At 74.4% G+C, this 24567-nt stretch carries 20 protein-coding genes and 1 tRNA gene; 12 read left to right on the top strand and 9 right to left on the bottom strand.

Annotated features, from left to right (window positions below):
- Positions 1-10: 10 nt before the first annotated feature.
- Genes IR170_RS06310 through IR170_RS06295 form a run of 4 tightly spaced genes read right to left on the bottom strand, consistent with a single transcriptional unit; the run spans position 11 to position 4083 of the window.
- Positions 11-1423, bottom strand: coding sequence for an FtsW/RodA/SpoVE family cell cycle protein (locus IR170_RS06310; protein ID WP_193661698.1), 1413 nt, complete (start codon positions 1421-1423; stop codon positions 11-13).
- Entirely contained in the window at positions 1423-2850 is a 1428-nt protein-coding gene (locus IR170_RS06305) for a PP2C family protein-serine/threonine phosphatase (protein ID WP_193661697.1), read from the bottom strand. The genes IR170_RS06310 and IR170_RS06305 overlap by 1 nt, the downstream gene beginning before the upstream one ends.
- Positions 2847-3323 (bottom strand): FHA domain-containing protein FhaB/FipA, encoded by a 477-nt coding sequence (locus tag IR170_RS06300; RefSeq protein WP_056865128.1) that lies wholly within the window; start codon positions 3321-3323, stop codon positions 2847-2849. The genes IR170_RS06305 and IR170_RS06300 overlap by 4 nt, the downstream gene beginning before the upstream one ends.
- Complete coding sequence (locus IR170_RS06295; protein ID WP_227488770.1) at positions 3316-4083, bottom strand: FhaA domain-containing protein; 768 nt, start codon at positions 4081-4083, stop codon at positions 3316-3318. The genes IR170_RS06300 and IR170_RS06295 overlap by 8 nt, the downstream gene beginning before the upstream one ends.
- Before the next feature lie 174 nt (positions 4084-4257).
- Between IR170_RS06295 and IR170_RS06290 the strand changes: the two genes are divergently transcribed.
- Positions 4258-4341 (top strand) — tRNA-Leu (locus IR170_RS06290).
- 376 nt (positions 4342-4717) lie between these two features.
- On the opposite strand, the gene IR170_RS06285 is transcribed toward IR170_RS06290, so the two are convergent.
- Both IR170_RS06285 and IR170_RS06280 read right to left on the bottom strand, forming a co-directional pair.
- Positions 4718-6427, bottom strand: coding sequence for an alpha/beta hydrolase (locus IR170_RS06285; RefSeq protein WP_193661696.1), 1710 nt, complete (start codon positions 6425-6427; stop codon positions 4718-4720).
- A gap of 104 nt (positions 6428-6531) precedes the next feature.
- Complete coding sequence (locus IR170_RS06280) at positions 6532-6933, bottom strand: MarR family winged helix-turn-helix transcriptional regulator (RefSeq protein ID WP_251534493.1); 402 nt, start codon at positions 6931-6933, stop codon at positions 6532-6534.
- A 145-nt stretch (positions 6934-7078) separates the two neighbouring features.
- Between IR170_RS06280 and IR170_RS06275 the strand changes: the two genes are divergently transcribed.
- From IR170_RS06275 to IR170_RS06265, 3 genes are read left to right on the top strand one after another with little or no spacing between them, the layout of a single operon-like run.
- A complete protein-coding gene (locus tag IR170_RS06275) occupies positions 7079-9163 on the top strand; it encodes an MMPL family transporter (protein WP_193661695.1) in 2085 nt (694 codons plus the stop codon).
- Positions 9164-9220: 57 nt separating this feature from the next.
- Complete coding sequence (locus IR170_RS06270; protein WP_319804929.1) at positions 9221-10558, top strand: AI-2E family transporter; 1338 nt, start codon at positions 9221-9223, stop codon at positions 10556-10558.
- Positions 10559-10563: 5 nt separating this feature from the next.
- Entirely contained in the window at positions 10564-11829 is a 1266-nt protein-coding gene (locus IR170_RS06265) for an MFS transporter (RefSeq protein WP_319804928.1), read from the top strand.
- Here IR170_RS06265 and tpx read toward each other — a convergent pair.
- Positions 11799-12293 carry a thiol peroxidase gene (tpx, locus tag IR170_RS06260; RefSeq protein ID WP_193661694.1) on the bottom strand — a complete coding sequence of 165 codons (495 nt, stop codon included), beginning with the start codon at positions 12291-12293 and terminating at the stop codon, positions 11799-11801. The two genes, IR170_RS06265 and tpx, sit on opposite strands and share 31 nt — an antisense overlap.
- Before the next feature lie 161 nt (positions 12294-12454).
- Between tpx and IR170_RS06255 the strand changes: the two genes are divergently transcribed.
- Entirely contained in the window at positions 12455-13354 is a 900-nt protein-coding gene (locus tag IR170_RS06255; protein WP_193661693.1) for a pyruvate, water dikinase regulatory protein, read from the top strand.
- Entirely contained in the window at positions 13351-15819 is a 2469-nt protein-coding gene (ppsA, locus tag IR170_RS06250; protein WP_193661692.1) for a phosphoenolpyruvate synthase, read from the top strand. Before IR170_RS06255 ends, ppsA begins: the two co-directional genes overlap by 4 nt.
- 51 nt (positions 15820-15870) lie before the next feature.
- On the opposite strand, the gene IR170_RS06245 is transcribed toward ppsA, so the two are convergent.
- A complete protein-coding gene (locus IR170_RS06245; RefSeq protein WP_319804927.1) occupies positions 15871-17178 on the bottom strand; it encodes an ROK family transcriptional regulator in 1308 nt (435 codons plus the stop codon).
- A gap of 83 nt (positions 17179-17261) precedes the next feature.
- Here IR170_RS06245 and zwf point away from each other — a divergent pair, with 83 nt between their 5' ends.
- The 3 genes from zwf to eda are packed head-to-tail and all read left to right on the top strand — an operon-like array spanning position 17262 to position 21482.
- Positions 17262-18836: a glucose-6-phosphate dehydrogenase gene (gene zwf / locus IR170_RS06240; RefSeq protein WP_193661691.1), complete on the top strand. Its 1575-nt coding sequence runs from the start codon at positions 17262-17264 to the stop codon at positions 18834-18836.
- On the top strand, positions 18833-20818 hold the full coding sequence (edd, locus tag IR170_RS06235) for a phosphogluconate dehydratase (RefSeq protein ID WP_319804926.1): 1986 nt from the start codon (positions 18833-18835) through the stop codon (positions 20816-20818). Before zwf ends, edd begins: the two co-directional genes overlap by 4 nt.
- Complete coding sequence (eda, locus tag IR170_RS06230) at positions 20802-21482, top strand: bifunctional 4-hydroxy-2-oxoglutarate aldolase/2-dehydro-3-deoxy-phosphogluconate aldolase (protein WP_227488768.1); 681 nt, start codon at positions 20802-20804, stop codon at positions 21480-21482. Before edd ends, eda begins: the two co-directional genes overlap by 17 nt.
- Here the strand turns inward: eda and IR170_RS06225 are convergent.
- On the bottom strand, positions 21439-22347 hold the full coding sequence (locus tag IR170_RS06225; RefSeq protein ID WP_193661690.1) for a hypothetical protein: 909 nt from the start codon (positions 22345-22347) through the stop codon (positions 21439-21441). The two genes, eda and IR170_RS06225, sit on opposite strands and share 44 nt — an antisense overlap.
- A 165-nt stretch (positions 22348-22512) precedes the next feature.
- On the opposite strand from IR170_RS06225, the gene IR170_RS06220 reads away from it, so the two are divergent.
- The 3 genes from IR170_RS06220 (at position 22513) to IR170_RS06210 (ending at position 24515) form a co-directional block, all read left to right on the top strand.
- Complete coding sequence (locus IR170_RS06220; protein ID WP_193661689.1) at positions 22513-23487, top strand: SDR family NAD(P)-dependent oxidoreductase; 975 nt, start codon at positions 22513-22515, stop codon at positions 23485-23487.
- A gap of 69 nt (positions 23488-23556) precedes the next feature.
- Positions 23557-24039 (top strand): glutathione peroxidase, encoded by a 483-nt coding sequence (locus tag IR170_RS06215; protein WP_193661688.1) that lies wholly within the window; start codon positions 23557-23559, stop codon positions 24037-24039.
- The gene (locus IR170_RS06210) at positions 24036-24515 is read left to right on the top strand and encodes a CoxG family protein (protein WP_193661687.1); all 480 of its coding nucleotides are present in this window, start codon (positions 24036-24038) and stop codon (positions 24513-24515) included. The genes IR170_RS06215 and IR170_RS06210 overlap by 4 nt, the downstream gene beginning before the upstream one ends.
- The last annotated feature ends 52 nt before the right edge of the window (positions 24516-24567 follow it).

Raw genomic sequence — 24567 nt, 5'->3', positions numbered from 1 at the left:
GTCGGGGTGGTCAGAGCTTGATCACCTGGGTCGACTCGTCGGCGTCGTCCTCGGCGTCGGCGGTGAGGTCGGGCACCGGGCTCCGGGCGAGGTCGGAGATGCGCAGCAGCAGGGCGATGACCACCCAGTTGGCGACCAGCGAGGACCCGCCCTGCGACAGGAAGGGCGTGGTGAGCCCGGTGAGCGGGATGAGGCCGGTGACGCCGCCGATGACGACGAAGACCTGCAGCGCGAAGACGCTGCCCAGGCCCGTGGCCAGCAGCTTGCCGAAGCCGTCGCGGGAGATGATCGCGGCGCGCAGCGCGCGCTCCACGATGAGGCCGTAGAGCAGCAGGATGGCGATGACGCCGGTCAGGCCGAGCTCCTCGCCGAGGCCGGCGATGATGAAGTCGGACTCCACGATCGGGATGCGGGTCGGGTCGCCGCCGCCGAAGCCGCGGCCCAGCAGGCCGCCCCAGGCCATGCCGAAGAGGCCCTCGACGTTCTGGAAGCCGGTGTCGTTGGTGCCCTCGCCGTAGTAGGCGAAGGGGTCCAGCCACACCGACACGCGGGTCTGCACGTGGCCGAAGAGCCGCCAGGCGGTGAGGGCGCCGCCGAGGAAGAGCGCGCCGCCGACCACGAGCCACCCGGGCCGCTCGGTGGAGACGTAGAGCATCACCAGGAAGAGGCCGAAGAAGAGCAGGCTCGAGCCGAGGTCCTTCTGGAAGACGAGGATGCCCAGGCTGACCAGCCACATGCCGAGGATCGGGCCCAGGTCGCGCCCGCGGGGCAGGTCGACGAAGAGCACGCGGCGCCCCGCGAGCGCGAGCGCGTCGCGGTGGAGCACGAGGTAGCCCGCGAAGGCGATGACCAGCAGGACCTTGGCCACCTCGCCGGGCTGGAAGCTGAAGGGGCCCAGCGAGATCCAGATCCGAGCGCCGCGGATCTCGGTGCCGAGGACCGGCATCATCGGCAGCAGGAGCAGCACGATCGCGCTGAGCCCGGCGGTGTAGGTGAAGCGGGTCAGCACCCGGTGGTCGCGCAGCACGACGAGGGTGACCATGAAGAGCACCGCGCCGAGGGTCATCCAGATCAGCTGGTTGCGGGCCAGGTCGGTGCCGTCGACCAGGTCGACGCGGTGGATGAAGGCCAGGCCGAGGCCGTTGAGCGCGGCCACGACCGGCAGCAGCACCGGGTCGGCGTACGGCGCGACGATGCGCACGACCACGTGGGCGGCCACGACCAGCGCGGTCAGCCAGCCGCCGTAGCCGACGATGTCGGCCGGCACCCGCCCCTGCACGCCGATGCCGACCGCGGCGTAGGCGCCGATGCCGACCGCGAGGGCGAGCACCAGCAGGAAGAGCTCGGCGCCGCGACGGCGCCGGTGGACGAAGCCGATGATCGGGTTGGCGCCCTGCGCGGGCAGCGCGGTGCGGGCGGCCATCAGCGGGCTCCCGCGGTGGCCGGGCTGGACGAGGCGTCGGCGCCCGGCTCGGTGCCGGCGTCACCGGTGCCCGCGTCACTGCCGGAGTCGGTGCCCGAGTCGGTGCCGGAGTCGGCGGTCTCGTCCTCCATCGCGGCCACGAGGTTCTCGATGATCTGGCGGGCGCCGTCGAGGCTGCCGGCGCTCATGCCCTGGCGGACGTTGTCGGCCTGCAGCTCGGTGAGCCGGTCGAGGTCGACGTTGGTGCGCTCGTAGGGCTCGTAGAGCGAGGCACCGGGCAGCTCGGTGTTGACGCCGCGGTAGATGTAGACGACGCCCTCCTCCTCGCTGACGAAGTACTGCTGCTGGCTCCAGGACCAGGCCGCGGCCGCGGCGATCCACACCAGGCCGCCGACCACGGCGGCCACCATCACCCAGCGCAGCCAGCCGAAGCGTGCCGGCGGGCGCAGGGCGTAGCGGGCGGCCTCGGGGTCGATGGGGTCCGACGGGATCGCGTGGGCGTCGGGCGGCAGACCCTCGGGGATCTCGGCGAGCACGGGCTCGAGCTCGCCGGTGTCGCCGGAGCGGTGGCCGCGGAAGAGGCTGGGGCTGCGGGTGCCGCGCGGCACCCGGCGGCGCAGCTCGGCGGCCGCACCGACCAGCAGCGGCTCGAGGGCGGCGAGCTCGTCGGCGCGCTGGGCCGCGCCGGTCTCGTCGAGCACGTCGGCGACGATGCAGGTGACGTTGTCGGAGCTGCCCGCCTCGAGGCTGGCGCGCACCAGCTCGACGGCGGCGTAGTCGGGGGTGCCGGAGGAGAGGATGTCGGCCAGCCGGGCGTCGTCGAGCACGCCGCAGGCGCCGTCGCTGCACAGGAAGAGCCGGTCGCCGGCCTCGAGCTCGACGAGGAAGAGGTCGGGCTCGGCCTCGTGGATGCCGTCGAGGGCCTTGAGGATGAGGTTGCGGTGGGGGTGGACCCGCGCCTCCGCCTCGGTGATGCGGCCCTCGTCGATGAGGCTCTGCACGAAGGTGTGGTCGCTGGTGAGCTGGCTGATGCGGCCGTCGCGGTAGAGGTAGGCCCGGCTGTCGCCGACGTGGCCGACGGCGACGCGGTGGCCGTCGAAGAGCAGCACGGTGGCGGTGGTGCTGGTGCCGTTGAGGGCGGGGTCCTCGTCGACCAGCTCACCGATGCGGTCGTGCGCGCGGTGCAGGGCGCCCGCGACCTGGCCGACCAGGTCGTCGGGGGCCAGCTCGCCGGGGGGCTGCTCGTCGAGGCGGCGCAGCTGCTGCACGGCGGTGCCGCTGGCGATGTCGCCGCGCGCCGCGCCGCCGACGCCGTCGCAGACGCTGAGCAGCCAGGGGCCGGCGTACCCGGAGTCCTGGTTGTCCTTGCGCACCCGCCCGACGTCGGAGATGGCGGAGTAGTCGAGGACCAGCGTCGGGGAGCTCACTTGCGCAGCTCCAGGATGGTCTTGCCGATCCTCACCTGGGTGCCGAGGGTGATCGTGGTCGGCTGCGTGATGCGGACCGTGCCGATGTAGGTGCCGTTGGTGGAGCCGAGGTCCTCCACGAACCACTGGTCGCCGGCGGCGGCGATCCGGGCGTGGCGGGTGGAGACGTAGTCGTCCTCGAGGCGGATCGCCGCGTCGTTGCCGCGGCCGATGAGGATGGGGGCCTGGTCGAGCTCGGCGCGCTCGCCGGCGCTGGAGCCCTCCACGACCAGCACGTGGGTGGGGGAGCCGCGCCGGGGCTTGGCCGCCTTGGCCTTCTTCTCCTTCGGCGCCTTCTGCCCCCGGCCGCGGGCGGCCTCGGGCACGCGCGCGCCGAACATGTCGGAGCGGATGACCGAGATGGCCGAGAGCACGAAGATCCACAGGATCGCCAGGTAGGCGATGCGGACCAGCAGCAGGGTGAGCTCAGACATCGATGCGCTCCTCGACGATGCGGACCGTCAGCGTGGTGTTGCCGATGCGCACCTCGGTGCCGTCGTCGGCGATCGAGCGGCTCATCTTCTGGCCGTTGACGAGCATGCCGTTGGTCGAGCCCAGGTCGTGGACCTCGATGTGGACGCCCTCGCGGGTGCCGATCGTGCGGGCCGCGACGCGGAACTCGATGTGGCGGCGGCTCACGCCGGGGTCGTTGATGCGCAGGTCGGCGTCGTTGCCGCGACCCACGACCACGCCGGGCGGGTGCAGCGGCTGGCGGGTGCCGTTGACCTCGAGGATCGCGCGGGCCCGGCTGACCTGGGTGTGGGTGGCGTTGCCCGTCACGCGCGCCTGCGCGCGGCTGCGGATGCGGAAGCGACCGGTGGTGAGGTCGCCGGACTCCTCGAACTCGATGCTGATCGGGCCGGGGAAGGAGTAGCCCTGCGCGTCGGCGTGCTCCTGGAGCTGGCCGGTGAGGTCGTCGGCCAGCGCGGTGTCGTAGGGCGCGAGGCGGTCGAGGTCGGTGATCGACAGCTCGACGTGGAAGGCGTTGGGCACCAGGCGGCGCTCGCGAGAGAGGATCTGCGCGTTGTTGTCGCACTCGCGCTGCAGGGCGGCCGCGATCTCCACCGGCTGCACCGCGGAGCGGAAGGCGCGGGCGAACGCGCCGGAGATCATGCTCTCGAGGCGCTGCTCGAACTTCTGGATCCCACCCACCGTGTCGCCTCCTTCCCTGGTGTCGGCCCTGGTGCTGGCCATCGTGTCGGCACTGGTCGGTGCGCGGCCCGCGCATGGCAGGCCTAGCGACCCGGTGTGTGCCCGGGTTGCCGACGATCGTAACGGGACGGGGCCGTGCGGCTGGTCACCCCGAGCGGGGGGTCGGCCCGGGTTTGGGGATGGCCTCGCGTCTGGGATACCGTGCAGTCGCTTCACGCGCGAGTGGCGGAATAGGCAGACGCGCACGGTTCAGGTCCGTGTGTCCGAAAGGACGTGGGGGTTCAACTCCCCCCTCGCGCACGTGGACCCGAGGACAGCTCCTCGGGACAGCACGACGACGGAAGGCCGGATCACCCCAGGGTGGTCCGGCCTTCTGCTGTTCCCGGCCCCTCGCCGACGCGGGGGGCAGCGGGCGGCGCGACGTGCAGCCGCCGGTAAATGCGACCCGCCCCCGAGGGCCGGTGCGTGACCGGGTCGGGGGCGGGGAGCGCTTGTTCTGGGTGCCTGACACCTTCATGCCCGGGCCCGCACTCGTTGAAACTCAAAAGATGCAGATTTTTTTCGAGGTTCTGTTGAGGTCCCGTGTGCGCCGGTCGCGGACGGGCCGGATCGGGCCCGTCCGCGACCTCTCACGCGGGGAAGTGCAGCCGTCCGGGGGTGCCCCTCGCCGGGAGGCTCACCCGAAGGGACCGACCCCCGAGCAGGTCCGGTCGGCCGCCGGGGCGACGCCGGAGACCAGGAAGTCCGACACCGCGCGGGTGGCGCACCGGTTGGTGCCCGTGGCGACGTGGCCGTAGGCCTGGGCGGTGACCAGGCGGGCGCCCGTCTCGCCCTGCAGCGCCAGGGCGCCGGTGAGCGGGGTGGCGGGGTCGTAGCGGTTGTTGACGATGAGCATCCGGTCGGCGGCGTCGGTGGCGAAGGGACCGCGGTAGGCGTCGTCGCCCGAGCCGGGCCAGCCCACGCACGCCGAGGAGGACCAGGTCCACAGCGGGCCGAAGTCGGGCGCGGCGGCGTCGGCGGTGTCGGCGGCGGTGGGCCAGACGTCGGTGGAGGACGGGTTGACGCTGTCGGAGCAGAGCACGCCGTGGAAGGCGCCGCTGATCGCGATCCGCGCCCGCGCCGACGTGCCGGAGGCGGAGGGCGTCGAGCCGGTGCGGGCCAGCACGGTCTCGTCGGGGCCGGGGAAGGGCAGGGCGTCGACGGTGCGCGCGGCGGCGCGGCGTACGGCGGCGAGGTCGGCCACGGCCGCGCCGGTCCCGGCGCCGCGACCGCGGGCGTCCTGGGCGCGGATCGCGCGGCGGGCCCGGGCGGTCATCTGCGCGACGGTGGACAGGTCGCCGGCGTAGAGCAGGCCGAGGGTGGTGCCGACGAAGTCGTCGTAGCTCAGCCGGATCGCGCGGCCGAGGGCGCGGTCGTCCTGGAGCCGGTCGGCCACGGTGTCCCAGGCGCCGAGGGCGTCGCCGGCCACGGGGCAGGCGGGGCGCCCGGCCGCGTCGCACGCGGCGAGGCCCGCGACGAGGGCCTCGCGGGAGCCCTCGCCGCTGCCGAGGCGGGTGGTGACGGGCACCGTGGTGCCGGTGCCGTCGCGCCCGCTGGTCCACTCCACGGGGTCGAGCACGCCGTCGACGACGAGCGCGCGCACCGAGGAGGGGAAGAGTGCGGCGTAGGTGGAGCCGAGCATGCTGCCGTAGGAGGCGCCGAAGTAGCTGACGGTGTCCTCGCGCAGGGCCCGGCGCACGTGGTCCATGTCGCGGGCGACGTCGGCGGTGCTCATGTGGTCGAGGATCCGGCGGCCCTCGCACAGCCGCCGCTCCTGGGCGTCGAAGGCCAGCCAGCGGTCGATCTGCGTCGACGTGCGGGGGTAGGCCTGGCGGGGGTACCCGACCTGGCCCCGTCCCTCGCAGAGCAGGTCGGCCGTGCCGCCCACGCCGCGCGGGTCGATGCCGACGATGTCGAAGCGGTTGCGCACCGTCGCGCCGAGGAACTGCCCGGCGTAGGTGGCGAACTCGGTGGCCGAGCCGCCGGGGCCGCCGGGGTTGACGAAGAGGGTGCCGAGGCGGCGCGAGGGCTTGCGGGCGGGCACCTTGAGCACGGCGAGGCTGACCGTGGCGCCGTCGGGGGCGTCGTAGTCGAGCGGGGCGGGCACGCGGGCGCAGCGGAAGCGGCCGCAGTCGCGGAAGCGCACGCGCGGCACGGCGCGGTCGGTGGTGGGGGTGTCGGCGACGCGCACGGTGGCGGCCGGGGTCGTGGTCGCGGGGTCCGCGCTCGGGGCGGCGGCTGCGCCGCCGGGGGCCGAGGCGAGACCGAGGGCCAGCACGGCGGCGAGGCCGGCGGCGAGCACCGCGGGGAGGGGTCGGGGGCCTGAGAGGTGTCTTGTCCTGCGCACCTCCGCCATCCTGCTGCCCGGCGACCGGCCTGGCAACAGCCGCCCGGGTCGCGGGTGGGGCCGGGGGACGCTCGGCCGCGGGTCAGGCGGTGGCCAGGTGGCGGTCAGGTGGTGGATCGCGGCGCGGGAGGAGGGCCGGTGACGGTCTCGAAGGCCGCGGCGGCGCCGCGCAGGTAGCGGGCGACGACGGCGCGCTCGGTGTCGTCGAGGTCGGCGTCGAGGGCCCGCAGCGCTTCGAACATCGGCATCAGGTGGCCCAGGATCTCGGCGCGCCCGGAGTCGGTGAGGGTGACGACCGTGCGCCGGCGGTCCTCGGCGTGGGGCTCGCGCTGCACGTGTCCCTTGGTCTGGAGCCGGTCGACGACGCCGGTGGACGCCGCGGTGCTGACCTCGAGGAGCCGGGCCAGCTCGGCCGGTCCCATCGGCTCGCGCACGAGGTGCTCGAGGGCCGACAGCTCGGAGTCGCTGACCCGCGAGCGGCGGGCCAGCTCGTGGCGCACCCGCACGGCGCGGTCGACGACGTCGCGCAGCAGCTGGGCCGAGAGGGGACCCTCGGGCGGGGTGGGGGCCTCGGAGATTTTGTTTCACCAACTTAGTGACTAAGGTTCCGAACCAACGCCCCAAGCCTACGTCGAGCCCCAGGAGCCTGCCATGTCGTCCTCGTTGAGCGACCGCGTGACCGGGGTGGTCACGGGCCGCCGCACCGCCGCCCTGGTCGCCCTCGTGCCCCTCCTGCTCGCCGTGCTCGCGATCCTCTTCGTGGGCGAGGGGGAGCGCGAGGCCCGCAGCACCGACAGCGTGCCGGCCGGTCTCGACAGCACCCAGGGCACCGAGCTGCGCGACGCCCTGCCCGAGGACGACTCCAGCGCGGCCGTGGTGGTGCTGACCGCCGACGAGGGCACCTTCGACGACGCGACCGTGCGCGAGCTCGGCCGGTTGGGCGAGGAGGTCGGCGGCGTGGCCACCGGCCCCGACGGCCCGGTCACCGTGGCCGAGGACGGCACCGCGGCGATCGTGGTGGTGCCGGTGGCGGCGGGCTCGGCCACCGACACCGCCGACGCGGTGACCGAGCTGCGCGAGCGGCTCGACGAGGGCGTGCCCGCCGGGGTGACGGCCCAGGTCACCGGGCCCGCCGCGATCCAGGCCGACCTGGCCGCGGTCTTCGACGGCGCCGACTTCCGCCTGCTCGGCGCCACCGCCGCGGTCGTGGCGATCCTGCTGATCCTCACCTACCGCAGCCCCGTGCTGTGGCTGGTGCCGCTGACCGTCGTCGGCGTCGCCGACCGCCTGGCCGCGGTGGCCTCGACGCAGGCGATGGCCGGGCTGGGCGTGGCCTGGGACGAGTCGACCGTCGGCATCCTCTCGGTGCTGGTCTTCGGCGCCGGCACCGACTACGCACTGCTGCTGATCTCGCGCTACCGCGACGAGCTGCGCCACGAGGAGTCGCGGCACCGGGCGATGGCCACGGCGCTGCGGCGTACGGCGGAGGCGGTGCTGTCGAGCTCGGTGACGGTGGTGCTCGGCCTGCTGACCCTGCTGCTCTCCCTCGTGCCGACCACCCGCGGCCTCGGGCTGGCCTGCGCCATCGGCGTGGTGATCGCCGCGACCTTCGCGCTCGTCGTGCTGCCGGCCGCGCTGGTGTGCTTCGGGCGCTGGGTCTTCTGGCCCCGGGTGCCCCGCGTCGGCGAGGCCCCGCTGGCCGAGAGCGACTCGCTGTGGCACAAGGTCGGCGTGCAGGTGGCCCGACGCCCCGCCGCCTTCGTGGCCGGGACCCTCGTGCTCCTCGCGGTGCTCGCCGTCGGCCTCTTCCGCATCGACACCGGCCTCGACCAGGCCGAGCAGTTCCTGGAGGAGCCCGAGGCCATCGCGGCCTCGACCCGGCTCGGTGAGTCCTTCCCCGCGGGGGTCTCCGACCCCACCCAGGTGCTGACCCGCGCCGACGGCGAGGAGGTGCTGGCCGCCGTCGAGGGCAGCGCGGGCGTGGCCAGCGCGAGCATCAGCGCGAGCGGGGCCGGGATCACCCAGGTCGACGCCGTGCTCGACGCCGCCCCCGGCAGCACGCAGGCCGCCGACGCGATCGAGACCCTGCGCGAGGACCTCGAGGGCTTCGACGACACCCACGTGACCGGCAGCGAGGCCCAGGCCCTCGACGCCGGGGAGGGCGCCGCCCGCGACCGGCTGCTGATCCTGCCGATCATCCTGCTGCTCGTGCTCGGCGCGCTGCTGCTCCTGCTGCGCTCGGTGGTCGCGCCGCTGCTGCTGGTGGCCACCGTGGTCGCGACCTACGCCGCCAGCCTCGGCGCCTCGTGGTGGCTCTTCACCCAGGTGCTGGGCTTCAGCGCCCTCGACAGCGGGGTGCCGCTGCTGGCCTTCCTCTTCCTGGTGGCGCTGGGCGTGGACTACAACATCTTCCTCGTCACCCGCGCCCGCGAGGAGGCCGCGGCCCACGGCTCGCGCGAGGGCATGCTGCGCGCGCTGACCGCCACCGGCGGGGTGATCACCAGCGCGGGCATCCTGCTCGCCGCGGTCTTCGCCGTCCTCGGCGTGCTGCCGCTGGTGGTGCTCGCGCAGGTCGGCACGATCATCTGCGTCGGCGTGCTGCTCGACACCCTCGTGGTGCGCACCGTGCTCGTGCCGGCGCTGGCCGTGCTGCTGGGAGACCGCTTCTGGTGGCCTCGCCGGGTGGGCGCCGATGCGGTGCCGCAGCACGCGGCACGCCCCGCCCGCACGGTCTAGGCGCTCCCCCCACGCGGTGTAGGCCCGGGCACCCGCGCGCTGACAGGATGGCCGATCGTGACCTCCTCCGAGCAGACCCCCGCCGCGCGCCACCCGGGCGCGGCCACCCGCGAGCAGGAGATCGGGCGCGGCGTCCACTGGCTCTCGCGCTGGACGCTGCGCTGGCTGGTGATCGTGGTCGGCGCCTACGTGCTGGGCGAGGCCGTGCAGTACCTGTGGAGCATCCTGCTGCCGATCGTCCTCGCGCTGATCGTCACCACCGTGCTCGCGCCCGCGGCGCACTGGCTGCAGCGCCGCACGCCGGTGCCGGGGGGCCTGGCCGCGGGCCTGGTCATCATCGGGGCCCTCGCGGTGGTGGCCGGCGTGGTCACCTTCATCGCCCCCTCCGTGGGCTCGCAGGTCGCCGACATCGCCGACAGCGCCTCGAAGGGCCTGCTCAAGCTGCGCGACCAGCTGCTGAGCAGCAGCCTGCCGGTGACCGAGGGCCAGCTCGACGACGCCGTGGCCGCCGCCCAGTCGCAGCTGCAGTCGAGCGCCAGCTCGATCGCCTCGGGCCTGCTGGTCGGGGTCAGCGCGGTCACCAACGCGCTGGTCAACCTCGTGCTGACCCTCGTGCTCACCTTCTTCTTCATCAAGGACGGCCACCGCTTCCTGCCGTGGCTGACCCACGTCTCCGGTGGCGGCGTCGGCTCCCACCTCTCCGAGGTGCTGCGCCGCGCCTGGTCGACCCTGGGCAGCTTCATCCGCACCCAGGCGCTGGTCGGCCTCATCGACGCCGTGCTCATCGGCCTCGGCCTGGTGATCGTGGGCGTGCCGCTGGCCGGGCCGCTGGCCGTGCTCACCTTCGTGGCCGCCTTCGCCCCCATCGTCGGCGCCATCACCATCGGCGCCGTCGCGGTGCTGGTCGCGCTGGTGGCCAACGGCTGGGTCGCCGCCGTGATCGTGCTGCTCATCGTGCTCGCCGTGCAGCAGCTCGAGGGCAACGTGCTGCTGCCGTGGCTGCAGGGCAAGAGCCTGCGCCTGCACGCCGGCGTCGTGCTGCTCTCCATCGTGCTCGGCTCGACCCTCTTCGGCGTCGCCGGCGCCTTCCTCTCCGTGCCGGTCGTGGCCGTGGTGGCCGTCGTGCTGCGCTACCTCGACGAGCTGCTGCTGGCCCGCACCGGCCAGGGCCCCGCGCCCCACCGCGGCTCCGACACCGAGCTGGCCGAGCAGGGCGACGCCGAGCGGGCCGAGATGGACCGCCACGACGACGCGCTGCGCCGCGGCGACGTCGACCCCGACGAGCTGCGCGCCCGAGCCCACGAGCGCGGCCCCGGCCAGGGCCCTGCCGACAACACCGGCGACGACACGAGCGACGACACCGGCGACGACACCCGGCCGCTGCGCGGCCGCTGACCCGCGTGCCCCCCGCCACGACCACGGACGCCGGGCCGCGCAGCTCGCCGGCGTGGGCGCTGACGGTGGTGGCGGCGAGCACGCTGCTGACGATGGGCGTGTGGTTCTCCGCCACCGCCGTCGTGCCGCGCCTCGAGGTCGCCTGGGGCCTGGGCAGCGGGGGCGCCGCGGCGCTGACCATCGCGGTGCAGGTCGGCTTCGTGCTCGGCGCGGTCGGCTCGGCCGTGCTGGGGCTGGCCGACGCGCTGCCGGGCCGGGCCCTCATGGCCGCCGGGGCGCTCGGCGCGGCCGCCTGCACCGCAGGGCTGCTCCTCGCCGACGGCCTCGCGCTCGCCGTGCCGCTGCGGCTGCTCACCGGGGTCTGCCTGGCGCTGTTCTACCCCGTGGCGCTCAAGGAGGTCTCGGCGTGGTTCCTGCGCGGGCGGGGTGTGGCGCTGGGGCTGATGATCGGCGCGCTCACCCTCGGCTCGGCCCTGCCCCACCTGGTGGGCGGCCTCGCCGGTGGCGGGACCGGGGCCGCGGGCCCGGACTGGCGGGTCGTCGTGGGCGTCACCAGCGCGCTGGCGGTGGCGGGCGGCCTGCTGCTCGCCGCGGTGCGGGGGGAGGGACCGCACGCGGTGGCCCGCGGCCCGGTCAGTCTCGGCGCCGGCTTCCGGGCGCTGGCGCGCCGCGACGTGCTGCTGGCCGACCTCGGCTACGTCGGGCACATGTGGGAGCTCTACGCCATGTGGGCCGGCGTCGGCGCCTTCCTGCTGGCGCTGCCGCAGGTCGCCGCCCGCCCCGACGCGGCGGCGTACGCCGGGGTGCTGGCCTCCGCCTGCATCGGGGTCGGCGCGCTGGGCTGCCTGCTCGGCGGCGTGCTCGGTGACCGGTGGGGCCGCCCGCGCGCGGCGCTGCTGAGCCTGGTCTGCTCCGGCGGCGCCGCGCTGGTGCTGGCCGCGAGCTACCCGGTCGCGCCGCTGGGGGTGGTCGTGGGGCTCTGCGCCTTCTGGGGCTTCTGGGTGATCGCCGACTCCGCGCAGTTCTCCGCCATGGTCACCGAGAGCGCCCCGCCCGGCAGCGTGGGCGGTGCGCTCTCGGTGCAGCTCGCGCTGGGCTACGCCACCACCACGCTCACCCTGTGGCTGGTGCCGGCGCTGGTCGACGCGGTGTCGTGGCGCCTGGCGCTCGTGGTGCTGGCGCTGGGGCCCGCGGTCGGGGCGGCGGCCATGGTCGCGGCCGAGCGTGGCCGCGGGAGCGCTCAGCCCAGCGCGGCGACCGCGGCGTCGTAGTCGGGCTCCTGGCCGATCTCGGGCACCAGCTGGGAGTGCAGCACCGTGCCGTCGGCGTCGAGCACGACCACCGAGCGGGCCAGCAGGCCGGCGAAGCCGCCGTCGGCCAGGCGCACGCCGTAGTCGTCGCCGAAGGTGGAGCGGAAGCCCGAGGCCACGGTGACGGCCTCGATGCCCTCGGCGCCGCAGAAGCGCCGGAGCGCGAAGGGGAGGTCCTGCGACACGCACACGACCTCGGTGTCGGCCAGCCCGGCGGCCCGGGCGTTGAACTCGCGGACGCTGGCCGCGCACACGCTGGTGTCGACGCTGGGGAAGATGTTGAGCACCGTGCGGCGGCCCGGGGTGCGGGTCACCTCCGACATGTCGGAGCCGACGAGGCGGACCTCGGGCGCGGTGGCGCCGACGGCGGGCAGGTCGCCGACGGTCGTGCAGGGGGTGCCGCCCAGGGCGGTGGTCATGGTCATGGCCAAGGTCTAGCAGGTACGTCGAGCCCGCGGCCCGCGAGGCCGGGTGGTGCCCGCGCCGGCACCGTCCGTGGTGGCGGACGTCACCTGCGTCCGGGCGCGGTGCGCGGTAGCCTCCCGAGCACCGCGCCGCCCGGGGCGGGAGCCGCTGGAGGGCCCACATGTCGCAGACCGACCCGATCCCGGAGGAGGCGCGTCCCGGGGCCGACGACGTGGTGCCGGTCTTCTTCCTCTCCGACTCCACCGGGATCAGCGCGGAGACGATGGGCAACGCGCTGCTGCTGCAGTTCCCCGACCGCACCTTCGACCGCACGGTCATCCCCTTCATCTCCACCGTCGCCGACGCGCAGGAGGTCGTGGCCGCCCTCGACACGCTGCTCGACCACGGCCAGGCCCCGCTGGCCTTCGTCACCGCGGCCAACGACGAGGTGCGCGCCGAGCTGCTGCGCACCCGCGCCCCGGTGATCGACTTCTTCGGCGTCCACATCGAGCAGGTCGAGGGGCTGCTGGGCCAGCGCGGCGTGCGCCAGCCGCTGCGCCTGCACGGTGTGGGCGACGTGCACCGCTACAACGAGCGGATGGCCGCGGTGGAGTTCACCATCGAGCACGACGACGGGCAGAGCCTGCGCGCGCTGGACAAGGCCGACGTGATCCTGCTGGCGCCCTCGCGGTGCGGCAAGACCCCCACGAGCATGTACCTCGCGCTCCAGCACGGGCTCTTCGTGGCCAACTACCCGCTGGTCGACGAGGACCTCGAGCGCAGCCACCTGCCCGAGCCGGTGCAGCAGTACCAGGAGCGGTGCTTCGGGCTCACCACCACCGTCGACCGGCTCAGCCGGGTGCGCAACGAGCGCCGACCGGGGTCGCGCTACTCCTCGGCCGAGCAGTGCCGCTGGGAGCTGCGCCGCGCCACCGACCTCTTCAACGCCCACCGGGTCCCGACGATCGACTCCTCCGCGAAGTCGGTCGAGGAGATCTCGGCCCTCATCATCCAGTCCCTGCGCCGCGAGCAGTCCCGGCGAGGCGAGCAGACCCGTCGACAGAGAGGCACCACCCCATGACCGAGACCTCCACCCCGAGCCCCGCCGGCGGGCAGCCCGGGTCCACCGTCAACGTGCGGTGGTTCTCCGACCTCGGCATGGGCGACATCGAGCAGGTCGGCGGCAAGAACGCCTCCCTCGGCGAGATGGTCTCCCACCTCACCGACCTCGGCGTGCGCGTGCCCGACGGCTTCGCCACCACCTCCGAGGCCTTCCACCACTTCATCGGCGACACCGGCCTGAAGGAGCGCATCAGCGGGCTGCTGCGCGACCTCGACACCGACGACGTGCGGCGCCTGGCCGAGGTCGGCCGCACCATCCGCGAGGAGGTCGTGGCCCAGCCCTTCCCGGCCGACCTCGAGGCCGACGTGCGCGCCGCCTACGACCAGCTCGTCGCCGGCGCCGGCGGCTCCGACGCGGGCGACGGGTCGGGGGAGCAGCCGTCGTTCGCCGTACGGTCCTCGGCGACCGCGGAGGACCTGCCCGACGCCTCCTTCGCCGGGCAGCAGGAGACCTTCCTCAACGTGCGCGGCATCGACGCGGTGCTGCTGTCGATCCGCGAGGTCTACGCCTCGCTCTACAACGACCGCGCCATCGCCTACCGCGTGCACCACGGCTTCGAGCACGACGCCGTGGCCCTCTCGGCCGGCGTGCAGCGCATGGTGCGCTCCGACATCGGCTCCTCGGGCGTCATGTTCACCATGGACACCGAGTCGGGCTTCGACGACGCCGTGTTCGTGACCTCGGCCTACGGGCTGGGTGAGGGCGTCGTGCAGGGCGCGGTCAATCCCGACGAGTTCTACGTCTACAAGCCCGCCCTGCGCGCGGGCCGGCCCGCGCTGCTCAAGCGCGGCATCGGCGGCAAGGCCACCAAGATGGTCTACACCGACGACCAGACCGTGGGCCGCACCACGGAGTTCGTCGAGGTCGACCCGGCCGAGAGCCGGCTCTTCAGCCTCACCGACGACGAGGTCGAGGAGCTGGCCCGTCACGCGCTGACCATCGAGGAGCACTACGGACGCCCGATGGACATCGAGTGGGGCAAGGACGGACTCGACGGGCGGCTCTACGTGCTCCAGGCCCGCCCCGAGACCGTGCAGTCGCGCCGCGGCGGCACGCTCGAGCGCTTCAAGATCGAGGCGAAGACCACCGCGGGCGCCGACGTCGTCGTCGAGGGCCGCGCCATCGGGCAGAAGATCGGCGCCGGCGCGGTGCGCGTGATGCGCTCCATCGACGACATGCACGAGTTCCACGAGGGCGAGGTGCTCGTCGCCGACATGACCGACCCCGACTGGGAGCCGATCATGAAGCGCGCCTCGGCCATCGTCACCAACCGCGGCGGGCGCACCTGCCACGCCGCGATCATCGCCCGCGAGCTCGGCATCCCCGCGGTCGTCGGCACCGGCAGCGGCACCCGTGACCTCGCCGACGGCCGCGAGGTCACCGTGTCGTGCGCCGAGGGCGACACCGGCCTGGTCTACGACGGCGTGCTCGACTTCAGCGTTGAGCGCACCGAGCTCGACTCGATGCCCGACGTGCCGGTGAAGATCATGATGAACGTCGGCACCCCCGAGCAGGCCTTCGCCTTCTCCCGGCTGCCGCACAAGGGCGTGGGCCTGGCCCGCCTGGAGTTCGTGATCAACCGCCAGATCGGCATCCACCCCAAGGCGCTGCTCGACCTCGCCGCCGACCCGGACTCTCTGCCGGGCGACCTGCGCGCCGACATCGAGGAGACCATCGCGGCCTACGCCGGGCCGCGCGAGTTCTTCGTGCAGCGCGTCGCCGAGGGCATCGCCATGATCGCGGCGGCCTTCGCGCCCGAGCCGGTCATCGTGCGCATGAGCGACTTCAAGTCCAACGAGTACGCCAACCTCGTCGGCGGCACGCGCTACGAGCCGGAGGAGGAGAACCCGATGATCGGCTACCGCGGCGCGTCGCGGTACCTCTCGGCCGACTTCGCGGAGTGCTTCGCGATGGAGTGCGAGGCGCTGCGCCACGTGCGCGACGAGATGGGGCTGACCAACGTCAGGGTGATGATCCCCTTCGTGCGCACCGTCACGGAGGCCGAGGGCGTGATCGCGCTGCTGGGCGAGCACGGCCTGCGCCGCGGCGAGAACGACCTGAAGGTCGTCATGATGTGCGAGGTGCCGTCCAACGCCGTGATCCCGGAGGCCTTCCTCGAGCACTTCGACGGCTTCTCGATCGGCTCCAACGACATGACCCAGCTGACCCTGGGCCTGGACCGCGACTCCGCGCTGGTCGCCGACGGCTTCGACGAGCGCGACCCGGCGGTGCTGCACATGCTGTCGTCGGCCATCGAGGCCTGCAAGCGCCAGGGCAAGTACGTCGGCATCTGCGGCCAGGGCCCCTCCGACCACCCCGACCTCGCCGACTGGCTGGTGGAGCAGGGCATCGAGTCGATGTCGCTCAACCCCGACACCGTCGTCGACACCTGGCTGCGGCTGGGGGGCGTGAGCGCCGGCTGAGCGACGGCCCGGCCGGCCTCCGTCGGCCCCCGGCCGTCGGCCCCCGTCGGGTCAGGCGCGCAGGTGCGCGTCGACGGCGGCGGGGGTGAGCGCGGCGTCGATGGCGAGGGCGGCGCAGCCGACCAGCCCGGCCGACTCGCCGTGGGTGGCAGGGGCGAAGCGGAGGTCGCGCACGACCGACGCGGCGGCGCGGGCGTAGACCGTCTCGCGGATGCCCGCGGTGTAGAGGTCGAAGGCCGCGCCCATGTCGCCGCCCACGACGACCAGGCCGGGGTGCAGGAGGTTGACCGCGGTGGCGAGCACCTCGCCGAGGTGGCGCCCGCTCTGGCGCAGCAGCTGCCGGGCGAGGGTGTCGCCGTCGAGGGCGAGCTGCACGAGGTCGCGCACGTGGCGCACGTCGTGGCCCTCGTCGACCATGGTGTTGACCAGGGCCCAGCCGCCGGCCAGCGACTCCAGGCAGCCGGTGGCACCGCAGCGGCACAGCAGCCCGTCGGCGGCGTCGATGCGGGTGTGGCCCAGCTCGCCGGTGATGCCGCGGTGGGCGCCGAGCAGGCGGCCGTCGGCGACGACGCCGAGCCCGAGGCCGGTGGAGGCCTTGACGACCAGCACGTCGGCGGGCGGCACGACGCCGAAGAGCTCGGAGTGGGCGAGGGCGGCGGTGTCGTTGGCCAGGTGGAGCGGCGCGGGGCAGACCTCGGCGAGGTAGGGGCCCAGCGCGACGCCGTCCCAGCCGCCCATGACCGGGGCGTCGAGGCTCATCCGGGTCTCGGGGTCGACCGTGCCGGGCAGGCTCATCCCGATGCCGGCGACCGGCACGGTGGTGCCGGCGAGCAGCGCGGCGAGGCGGGCGGCGACGTCGGGCATGAGCACGCCGGGAGCGGTGCCGACGACGTGGTCGCGGGTGTCGCCGACGATCTCGCGCCCGGCGAGGTCGAAGAGCCCGAGCTGGCTGCGCGAGCGGCCCACGGCGATGCCGACGACCACCGCGGCGTCGACGTCGAGGCCGAGCGTGCCGGGCGGGCGGCCGCCGGTGGAGGTCGACCCGCCGCCCTCGACGAGCAGCCCGGCGTCGAGCAGGGCGTGCACGCGGGAGGTGACCGCGCTGCGCGAGAGCCCGGTGACGCGGGCGAGGTCGGAGCGGGTGGCGGCGCGACCGGTGCGCACGAGGTGGAGGAGCGCGCCCGCCGACGTGCCGGTGCCGCTGGTGCCGCCGGGCCCGGTGTCGGGGAGGGCCGCCGAGCCGGGCAGGGCCGAGGTCGCGGGGGTCGTCGGAGCCAGGACTGTGGCCGGGACCGGGCCGCGCACGCCGTCGGGCGGGGCGGGCCGGGAGCCCGGGCGCGAGGCGGTGCTGTCGGTCACGACGAGGAGTCAAGCACAGACTTTGTTCACAAAAAAGCGTAAGAGCGCTTGTATCGATCCAAAAGTCCTGCGACCGTAGAGGCATGGACCAGAAGCACCCCCCGCTCGGCGGCCAGCCCAGCAGCCAGCCCGGCACCCCCGCCGGGGCGGCGGCCGCGCTGCCCGAGCACTGCGACTTCACCGTCTTCGGCGGCACGGGCGACCTCGCCTTCCGCAAGCTGCTGCCCGCGCTCTTCCACCGCGACCTCGAGGGCCAACTGCCCGACGACTTCCGCATCATCGGCGTCTCGCGCAGCGACCTCGACACCGAGGGCTACCAGCAGCTCGTGCGCGAGGCCCTGCCCGGCCACGTCGACCCCGCCGGCCACGACCCGGCCACCTACGACGCCGCCCTCCAGCGCCTGGTCGGGCGCCTGCACCACCTCGTGCTCGACGCCGAGGAGCCCGACGACTGGCACCAGCTGCACGGCCTGCTCAAGGACCGCGGCCGCACCGCGGCCGTCGGCGGCCCCGACGAGGCCGTGCGCGTCTTCTACCTCGCGGTGGCACCGGCCCTCTTCGGTCCGATCTGCGCGCGCCTCGACGAGATCGGCGTGGTCGACCCGACCGCGCGCGTGGTGATGGAGAAGCCGATCGGGCGCGACCTGGCCTCGGCGCGCGCGGTCAACGACGCCGTCGGTGCGGTCTTCGAGGAGTCGCAGATCTTCCGCATCGACCACTACCTGGGCAAGGAGAGCGTGCAGAACCTCCTGGTCACGCGCTTCGCCAACACCTTCCTCGAGCCGCTGTGGAACTCCCGGTGGGTCGACCACGTGCAGATCACCGTGGCCGAGTCGCTCGGCGTCGGCGAGCGCGGGGGCTACTACGACGGCTCGGGCGCGCTGCGCGACATGGTGCAGAACCACCTGCTCCAGCTGCTCTGCCTCACCGCGATGGAGCCGCCGACCTACGTCGGGCGCGAGACCGTGCGCGACGAGAAGCTCAAGGTGCTCCAGGCGCTCAAGCCGATGGGCCCCCAGGACGTCGACCGCGACACCGTGCGCGGGCAGTACCGCCAGGGGCTCGTCGACGGCCAGGCGGTCGCGGCGTACTCCGACGACCTGGGGCGCGCCGGCTCCTCGACCGAGACCTTCGTGGCGCTCAAGGCCGAGGTGCAGAACTGGCGCTGGGCCGGCGTGCCGTTCTACCTGCGCACCGGCAAGCGGATGGACCGCCGCGTCTCGGAGATCGTCGTGGTCTTCAAGGAGCCGCCGCACGCGATGTTCCCCGGCAGCGAGGGCGCCACGACCGCCAACCGGCTCCACATCCTCGTGCAGCCCGACGAGGGCATGCGCCTGCACCTCACCGCGAAGGAGCCGGGCCCCGGCGGGATCCGGCTGCGGCCGGTGTCGCTGGACCTGTCGTACGCCACGACCTTCACGCAGCGCTCGCCCGACGCCTACGAGCGGCTGCTCATGGACGTCGTGCGCGGCAACCCCACCCACTTCATGCGCCGCGACGAGGTCGAGGCGGCCTGGTCGTGGGTGGAGCCGATCCTCGAGCGCTGGGACGAGCTCGGCGAGCGGCCCCTGCGCTACCCCGCCGGCACGACCGGCCCCACCGCCGCCGCGATGCTCCTCGAGCGCGACGGCCGAGCCTGGCAGGAGACCGACCAGTGAGCACCCCCGAGACCCCCGCCCCCTCCGGGGCGCCCGTGCTGCCCGAGCGGCTGCACCCCGTGCTCGAGGAGGTCACCGAGCGGATCGTCGCGCGCAGCGCCGGCCCCCGCGCGGCCTACCTCGCCCGGATCGCCCGCGCCGCCGAGACCGGCCCCGCGCGGGGCCGGCTGGCCTGCGCCAACCTCGCCCACGGCTTCGCCGCCTCGGATCCGGCGGAGAAGGCCGAGCTGCGTTCGGGGGTCAAGCCCAACCTGGCCGTCGTCACCAGCTACAACGACATGCTCTCGGCCCACCAGCCCTTCGAGACCTACCCGCGGCAGCTGAAGAAGGCCGTCATCGGCGCGGGCGGGCTGGCCCAGGTCGCCGGCGGCGTGCCCGCGATGTGCGACGGCGTGACCCAGGGCCGCGCCGGCATGCAGCTCTCCCTCTACAGCCGCGACGTCATCGCGATGTCGGCGGCGATCGCGCTCTCCCACGACATGTTCGACGGCGCCCTCATGCTCGGCGTCTGCGACAAGATCGTGCCCGGCCTGCTCATCGGCGCGCTGTCCTTCGGCCACCTGCCCACGGTCTTCGTGCCCGCCGGGCCGATGACCTCGGGGCTGCCCAACAAGGAGAAGGCCGCGGTGCGGCAGCGCTACGCCGAGGGGCTGGCCACCCGCGAGGAGCTCCTCGAGGCCGAGTCGGCCTCCTACCACTCCCGCGGCACGTGCACCTTTTACGGCACCGCCAACTCCAACCAGCTGCTCATGGAGGTGCTCGGGCTGCACCTGCCCGGGTCGTCCTTCGTCAACCCCGGCACCGAGCTGCGCGAGGCGCTCACCGACGCCGCGGCCGCCCGCTCGGTGGCCCTGGCCCGCGGCAGCGCCGGGCTGGCCGGCCTGCCGCTGGGCGAGTGGTCGCAGCGCGCCGCCCAGCCCGACCGCGCGCCGGTCGGCGAGGTCGTGGACGAGAAGGCGATCGTCAACGCCTGCGTGGCCCTGCTGGCCAGCGGCGGGTCGACCAACCACACCATGCACCTCGTGGCCATGGCCCGCGCCGCCGGGATCGTGCTCACCTGGGCCGACCTCTCGGACCTCTCCGCGGTCGTGCCGTCGCTGTGCCGCATCTACCCCAACGGCTCCGCCGACGTGAACCACTTCCACGCCGCCGGCGGCATCGGCTTCCTCGTGCGCACCCTGCTCGAGGCCGGCCTGCTCCACGACGACGTGCAGACCGTCGCGGGGCCCGGCCTGTCGCGCTACACCCGCGAGCCGCGCCTGGTCGAGGGCCCCGAGGGCCCCGGGGGCCGCAGCAGCCTGGAGTGGGTGGAGGGCACACCCGCCAGCCTCGACACCGACGTGCTGCGCCCCGCCAGCGACCCCTTCGCCCCCGACGGCGGCCTGCGGGTGCTCGGCGGGCCCCTGGGCTCCGCGGTCATCAAGACCTCCGCGGTCAAGCCCGAGCACCGCGTGGTCACCGCGCCCGCCGTCGTCTTCGACGACCAGGCCGACTTCCTGGCCGCCTTCGCCGCCCACGAGCTCGACGACCGCGACTTCGTGGCCGTCATCCGCTACCAGGGCCCCGCCGCCAACGGCATGCCCGAGCTGCACAAGCTCACCCCGGCCCTCGGGGTGCTCCAGGACCGCGGCCACGCGGTCGCCATCGTCACCGACGGCCGCATGTCGGGCGCCTCGGGCAAGGTGCCCGCCGCGATCCACGTCACCCCCGAGGCCGCCCTCGGCGGTGCGCTCGCGCGGGTGCGCGACGGCGACGTCGTCACCGTCGACGCCGAGCGCGGCCTGCTCGGCCTCGCCGACGCCGAGACGGTCCTGGCCCGCCCCGCCACCGGCTCCGCGCCCCAGGGCGAGGACTGGGCCGGCACCGGCCGCGAGCTCTTCTCCGCCTTCCGCGCCACGGTCGGCCCCGCCGACGCGGGCGCCTCGGTGTTCCCGGCGTACGACGCCCCTCAGCAGGAGGTCCCCCTTGCCCAGCACGTCTGACACCCGCTCCTCGACCGGCTCGCCGCTCGCCGCCCCGGCGCCGCTGGCCTCGCTGCTCGACCTCGTGCCGGTCGTGCCGGTCGTGGTCGTCGACGAGCTCGACACCGCCGTGCCGATCGCCCGGGCGCTGGTCGCGGGCGGCCTGCCGGTCATCGAGCTCACCCTGCGCACCCCGGTGGCGCTCGACGCCATCCGCGCCATCGCCGCCGAGGTGCCCGAGATCGTGCTCGGCGCCGGCACCGTGGTGACCCCGGCCCAGGCCCGTGAGGCGCAGGACGCCGGCGCGCAGTTCCTCGTCTCGCCCGGCGCGACGCCGGCGCTGCTCGAGGCGATGCTCGCCACCGGGCTGCCCTTCCTGCCCGGCACGGCCACGGTCTCCGAGGTGCTGGCCGTGCTCGAGGCGGGGCTGAGCGAGATGAAGTTCTTCCCCGCCGAGGCCTCCGGGGGAGCGCCGTTCCTGAAGGCGATCTCCTCGCCCGTGCCCGCGGCGCGCTTCTGCCCCACGGGCGGCATCACCGCGGCGAGCGCGGCGTCCTATCTCGCCCTGCCCAACGTCGGCTGCGTCGGCGGCTCCTGGCTCACCCCGGCCGACGCCGTGCGGGCCGGCGACTGGGCCCGGGTCACGCAGCTGGCTCGCGCCGCCGCCGACCTCCGAGGCGCCTGAGCAGCAGCAGCACGACCAGCACCGCCGGTCCGGCCACGACGACCAGCAGCGCGAGCCGCTCGAGGTCGGCCACGAGCACGTCGTACATCGCGGCGAGCAGGTTGCGGTCGGCCGTCGGGGCGCGGTCGAGCAGCAGCGTGCGCGCCGCGCCCAGGCCGAGCCACACCACGACCGCCGAGAGCGCGGCGCCGACGAGCAGGATGCCGGCGGTGACCATGCGTCGGGCACTGACGAGCAGGGCCACGGCGGCGAGCAGCGCCACCGCCACCGGCAGGCCGAGGCCCGCGGCGTCGACGACCTGGTAGCCCGCGCGGGCCTGGTCGAGCTCGCCGCTCGAGGCCACCGAGAAGGCCGCGTCGAGCCCGGAGGCGTCGACGGTCACCGGCAGGCCCTGCTCGCTCAGCGAGTCGAGCACCGCCTGCAGCAGCGGGCCCAGGTCGACGCTCACCTCGGCGCCGCTGTCGGAGCGCAGCGCGCGCAGCAGCTGGGTGTGCGTGGCCCGCATCGCCTCCTCCCACGCCGGGGGGAAGACGTCGCTGGAGACCACCCGCACCACCACCTGGCGCACCGCCTCGCGCAGCGCCTGCTCGGTGCGCGCGCCCGCGCCGCCCAGGTCGGCTCCGAGGATGTCCTCCAGGGCGCGCTCGGCCCCGCCGACGTCGACCGTGGCGACCGCGAGGTCCTCCAGGCGCACCGCCACCGCGTTGACCACGTCGGGGTCGGTGGCCAGCGGCCCGACCGTCTCGACCCAGCGGTCCTCGTCGTTGACGACCGCCGAGGACCACGCCGAGGTCAGCGCCAGCGGCATGAGGAGCACGGCCACGACGGCGATCAGGTGGGCGAGGGCGGAGCGAACCCGGTTCATGGGCGCGATCGTCCCACGGGCCCGCGTCGGAGCCGGGGTCGGCAACGGGGCGTGGTGGGGTGGCGCGGCGCCGGGTGCGGACGTCGTGCGGACGGTGGATGCGCATCCTCGCGACGCATGACGTCCGACGTCGGGCAGCGGGGGCGGTCTGGCTAGGTTGGGGCCATGAGTCTCACCCGGGTCCTCGACGTCGCGCTCGACCGCTCGGTGGTGCTGGGCTACACCAAGGTGGGCTCCTCGCTGCGCCGCCGCTGGTGGCCCGCCGACCCCGAGCCGGGCTCGATGGCGGGGCGCCGCGTGCTGGTCACCGGGGCCACCTCGGGCATCGGCGAGGCGATGGCGGGCTCCTTCGCCGCGCTCGGCGCCACGGTCCACGTGCTCGGCCGCAACCCCGCCAAGACCGCCGACTCCGCGCGGCGCCTGCGCCTGGCCCACCCGACGGCCGAGGTCGTCGAGGAGCTGTGCGACCTCAGCGACCTCGAGGCGGTGCGTGCCTGGGCCGCCGACCTCACCTCCCGCGTGCCCTCCCTCGACGGGCTGGTGCACAACGCCGGCGTCATGACGACCGACCGGGAGGAGAGCGCGCAGGGCCACGAGATGTCGCTGGCCGCGCACGTGCTCGGCCCGCACCTCGCCACCGACCTGCTCGCCCCGCTCCTCGCGGCCGCCGACGGCTCGTCGGTGGTGTGGATGAGCTCGGGCGGCATGTACGGCGCACGCCTGCGCGCCGAGGACGACGACGCCATCGAGTACCGCACCGGCCGCTTCAGCGGCGTCCAGGCCTACGCCCGCACCAAGCGGATGCAGGTCGTGCTGGCCGACGCCTGGGCGCGCCGGCTCAGCGCCGACGACGTGCGGGTGGAGAGCATGCACCCCGGCTGGGTGGAGACGGCCGGCTTCGCCGAGAGCCTGCCGGGCTTCAACCGGCTCACCGGTCCGCTGCTGCGCGACGCCGAGGACGGCGCCGACACCGCGGTCTGGCTGGTCGCGACCCGGCCGGAGTCGCGCCCGGGCCACTTCTGGCACGACCGCGCCCAGCGCCCCACGACCTACGGCTGGCAGCGCTCCGACGACCCCGCGCTGGTGGCGCGGCTGCTGGCCTACGTCGCCTCGGCGACCGGGACCCCGGTGCTCGACTGAGGGTCCGGACCGCTGCGCGGCTCCCGCCGAGCCGCCACGGCGGCTGGTCCGCGCTGGCAGACTGTCGGTATGACGACCCTCCAGGACTTCTCCGCGCGCAGCATCGACGGCCACGACGTCGACCTCTCGACGTACCAGGGCCAGGTGGTGCTGGTGGTCAACACGGCCTCGCAGTGCGGCTTCACCCCGCAGTACCAGGGCCTGCAGCAGCTCCAGGACAGCTACGCCGGCCAGGGCTTCGCGGTGCTCGGCTTCCCCTGCGACCAGTTCGGCAACCAGGAGCCCGGCGACGACGCGGAGATCGCCGGCTTCTGCGAGCGCAACTTCGGCGTCAGCTTCCCGCTCTTCTCCAAGATCGAGGTCAACGGCGACGGCGCCCACCCGCTCTTCCAGTGGCTCAAGGACGAGAAGTCGGGCCTGCTGGGCGGCAAGATCAAGTGGAACTTCACCAAGTTCCTCATCGGCAAGGACGGCCAGGTGCTCGGCCGCTACTCCCCGACCACCAAGCCGGAGAAGATCTCCAAGGACATCGAGAAGGCCCTCGCCCGGTGACGGTCTTCACCGCGAGGACCTCCGCCGAGGCCGTCGTGGCGGCGCCGCGCCAGGCGATCTGGGACGCGCTGACCGACCCCGACACCCTGGCCTCGCTCACGCCCTTCCTCAAGCGGATCACGCCCGAGGGCGACTCGCACTGGCGCTGGGAGATGACCGGCCTCGACGTGCTGCCGATCGAGGTCGCGCCGGTCTTCACCGAGAAGATGGACTTCGTAGAGCTCGAGCGCATCGACTTCCACCACGACCCGCCGGCCGGTCGCACCGAGCGGACGGCGGTGACGGGGTGGTACGTCCTGAAGGAGGTCGAGGGGGGCACCCACCTGGCCACCAGCCTCGAGATCGCCCTCGACCTGCCGCTGCCCAAGCTCTCCTCGAAGGTCGTCACCACCGCGATGCGCGGCGTCATCGACCAGATGGGCGACCGCTTCTCCCGCAACCTGCTCGACCACCTCGGGATCGACCCGAAGGCCTGACCCCGGCGCGGACCTGACACGCACACGGGCCCCGGTGACCAGCAGGTCACCG

This window comes from Nocardioides kribbensis (assembly GCF_015070375.1).
Lineage (GTDB): Bacteria > Actinomycetota > Actinomycetes > Propionibacteriales > Nocardioidaceae > Nocardioides > Nocardioides kribbensis.
The sequence above is the reverse complement of the archived record's forward strand: the minus strand, read 5'-3'. Positions and strand labels throughout refer to the sequence as shown.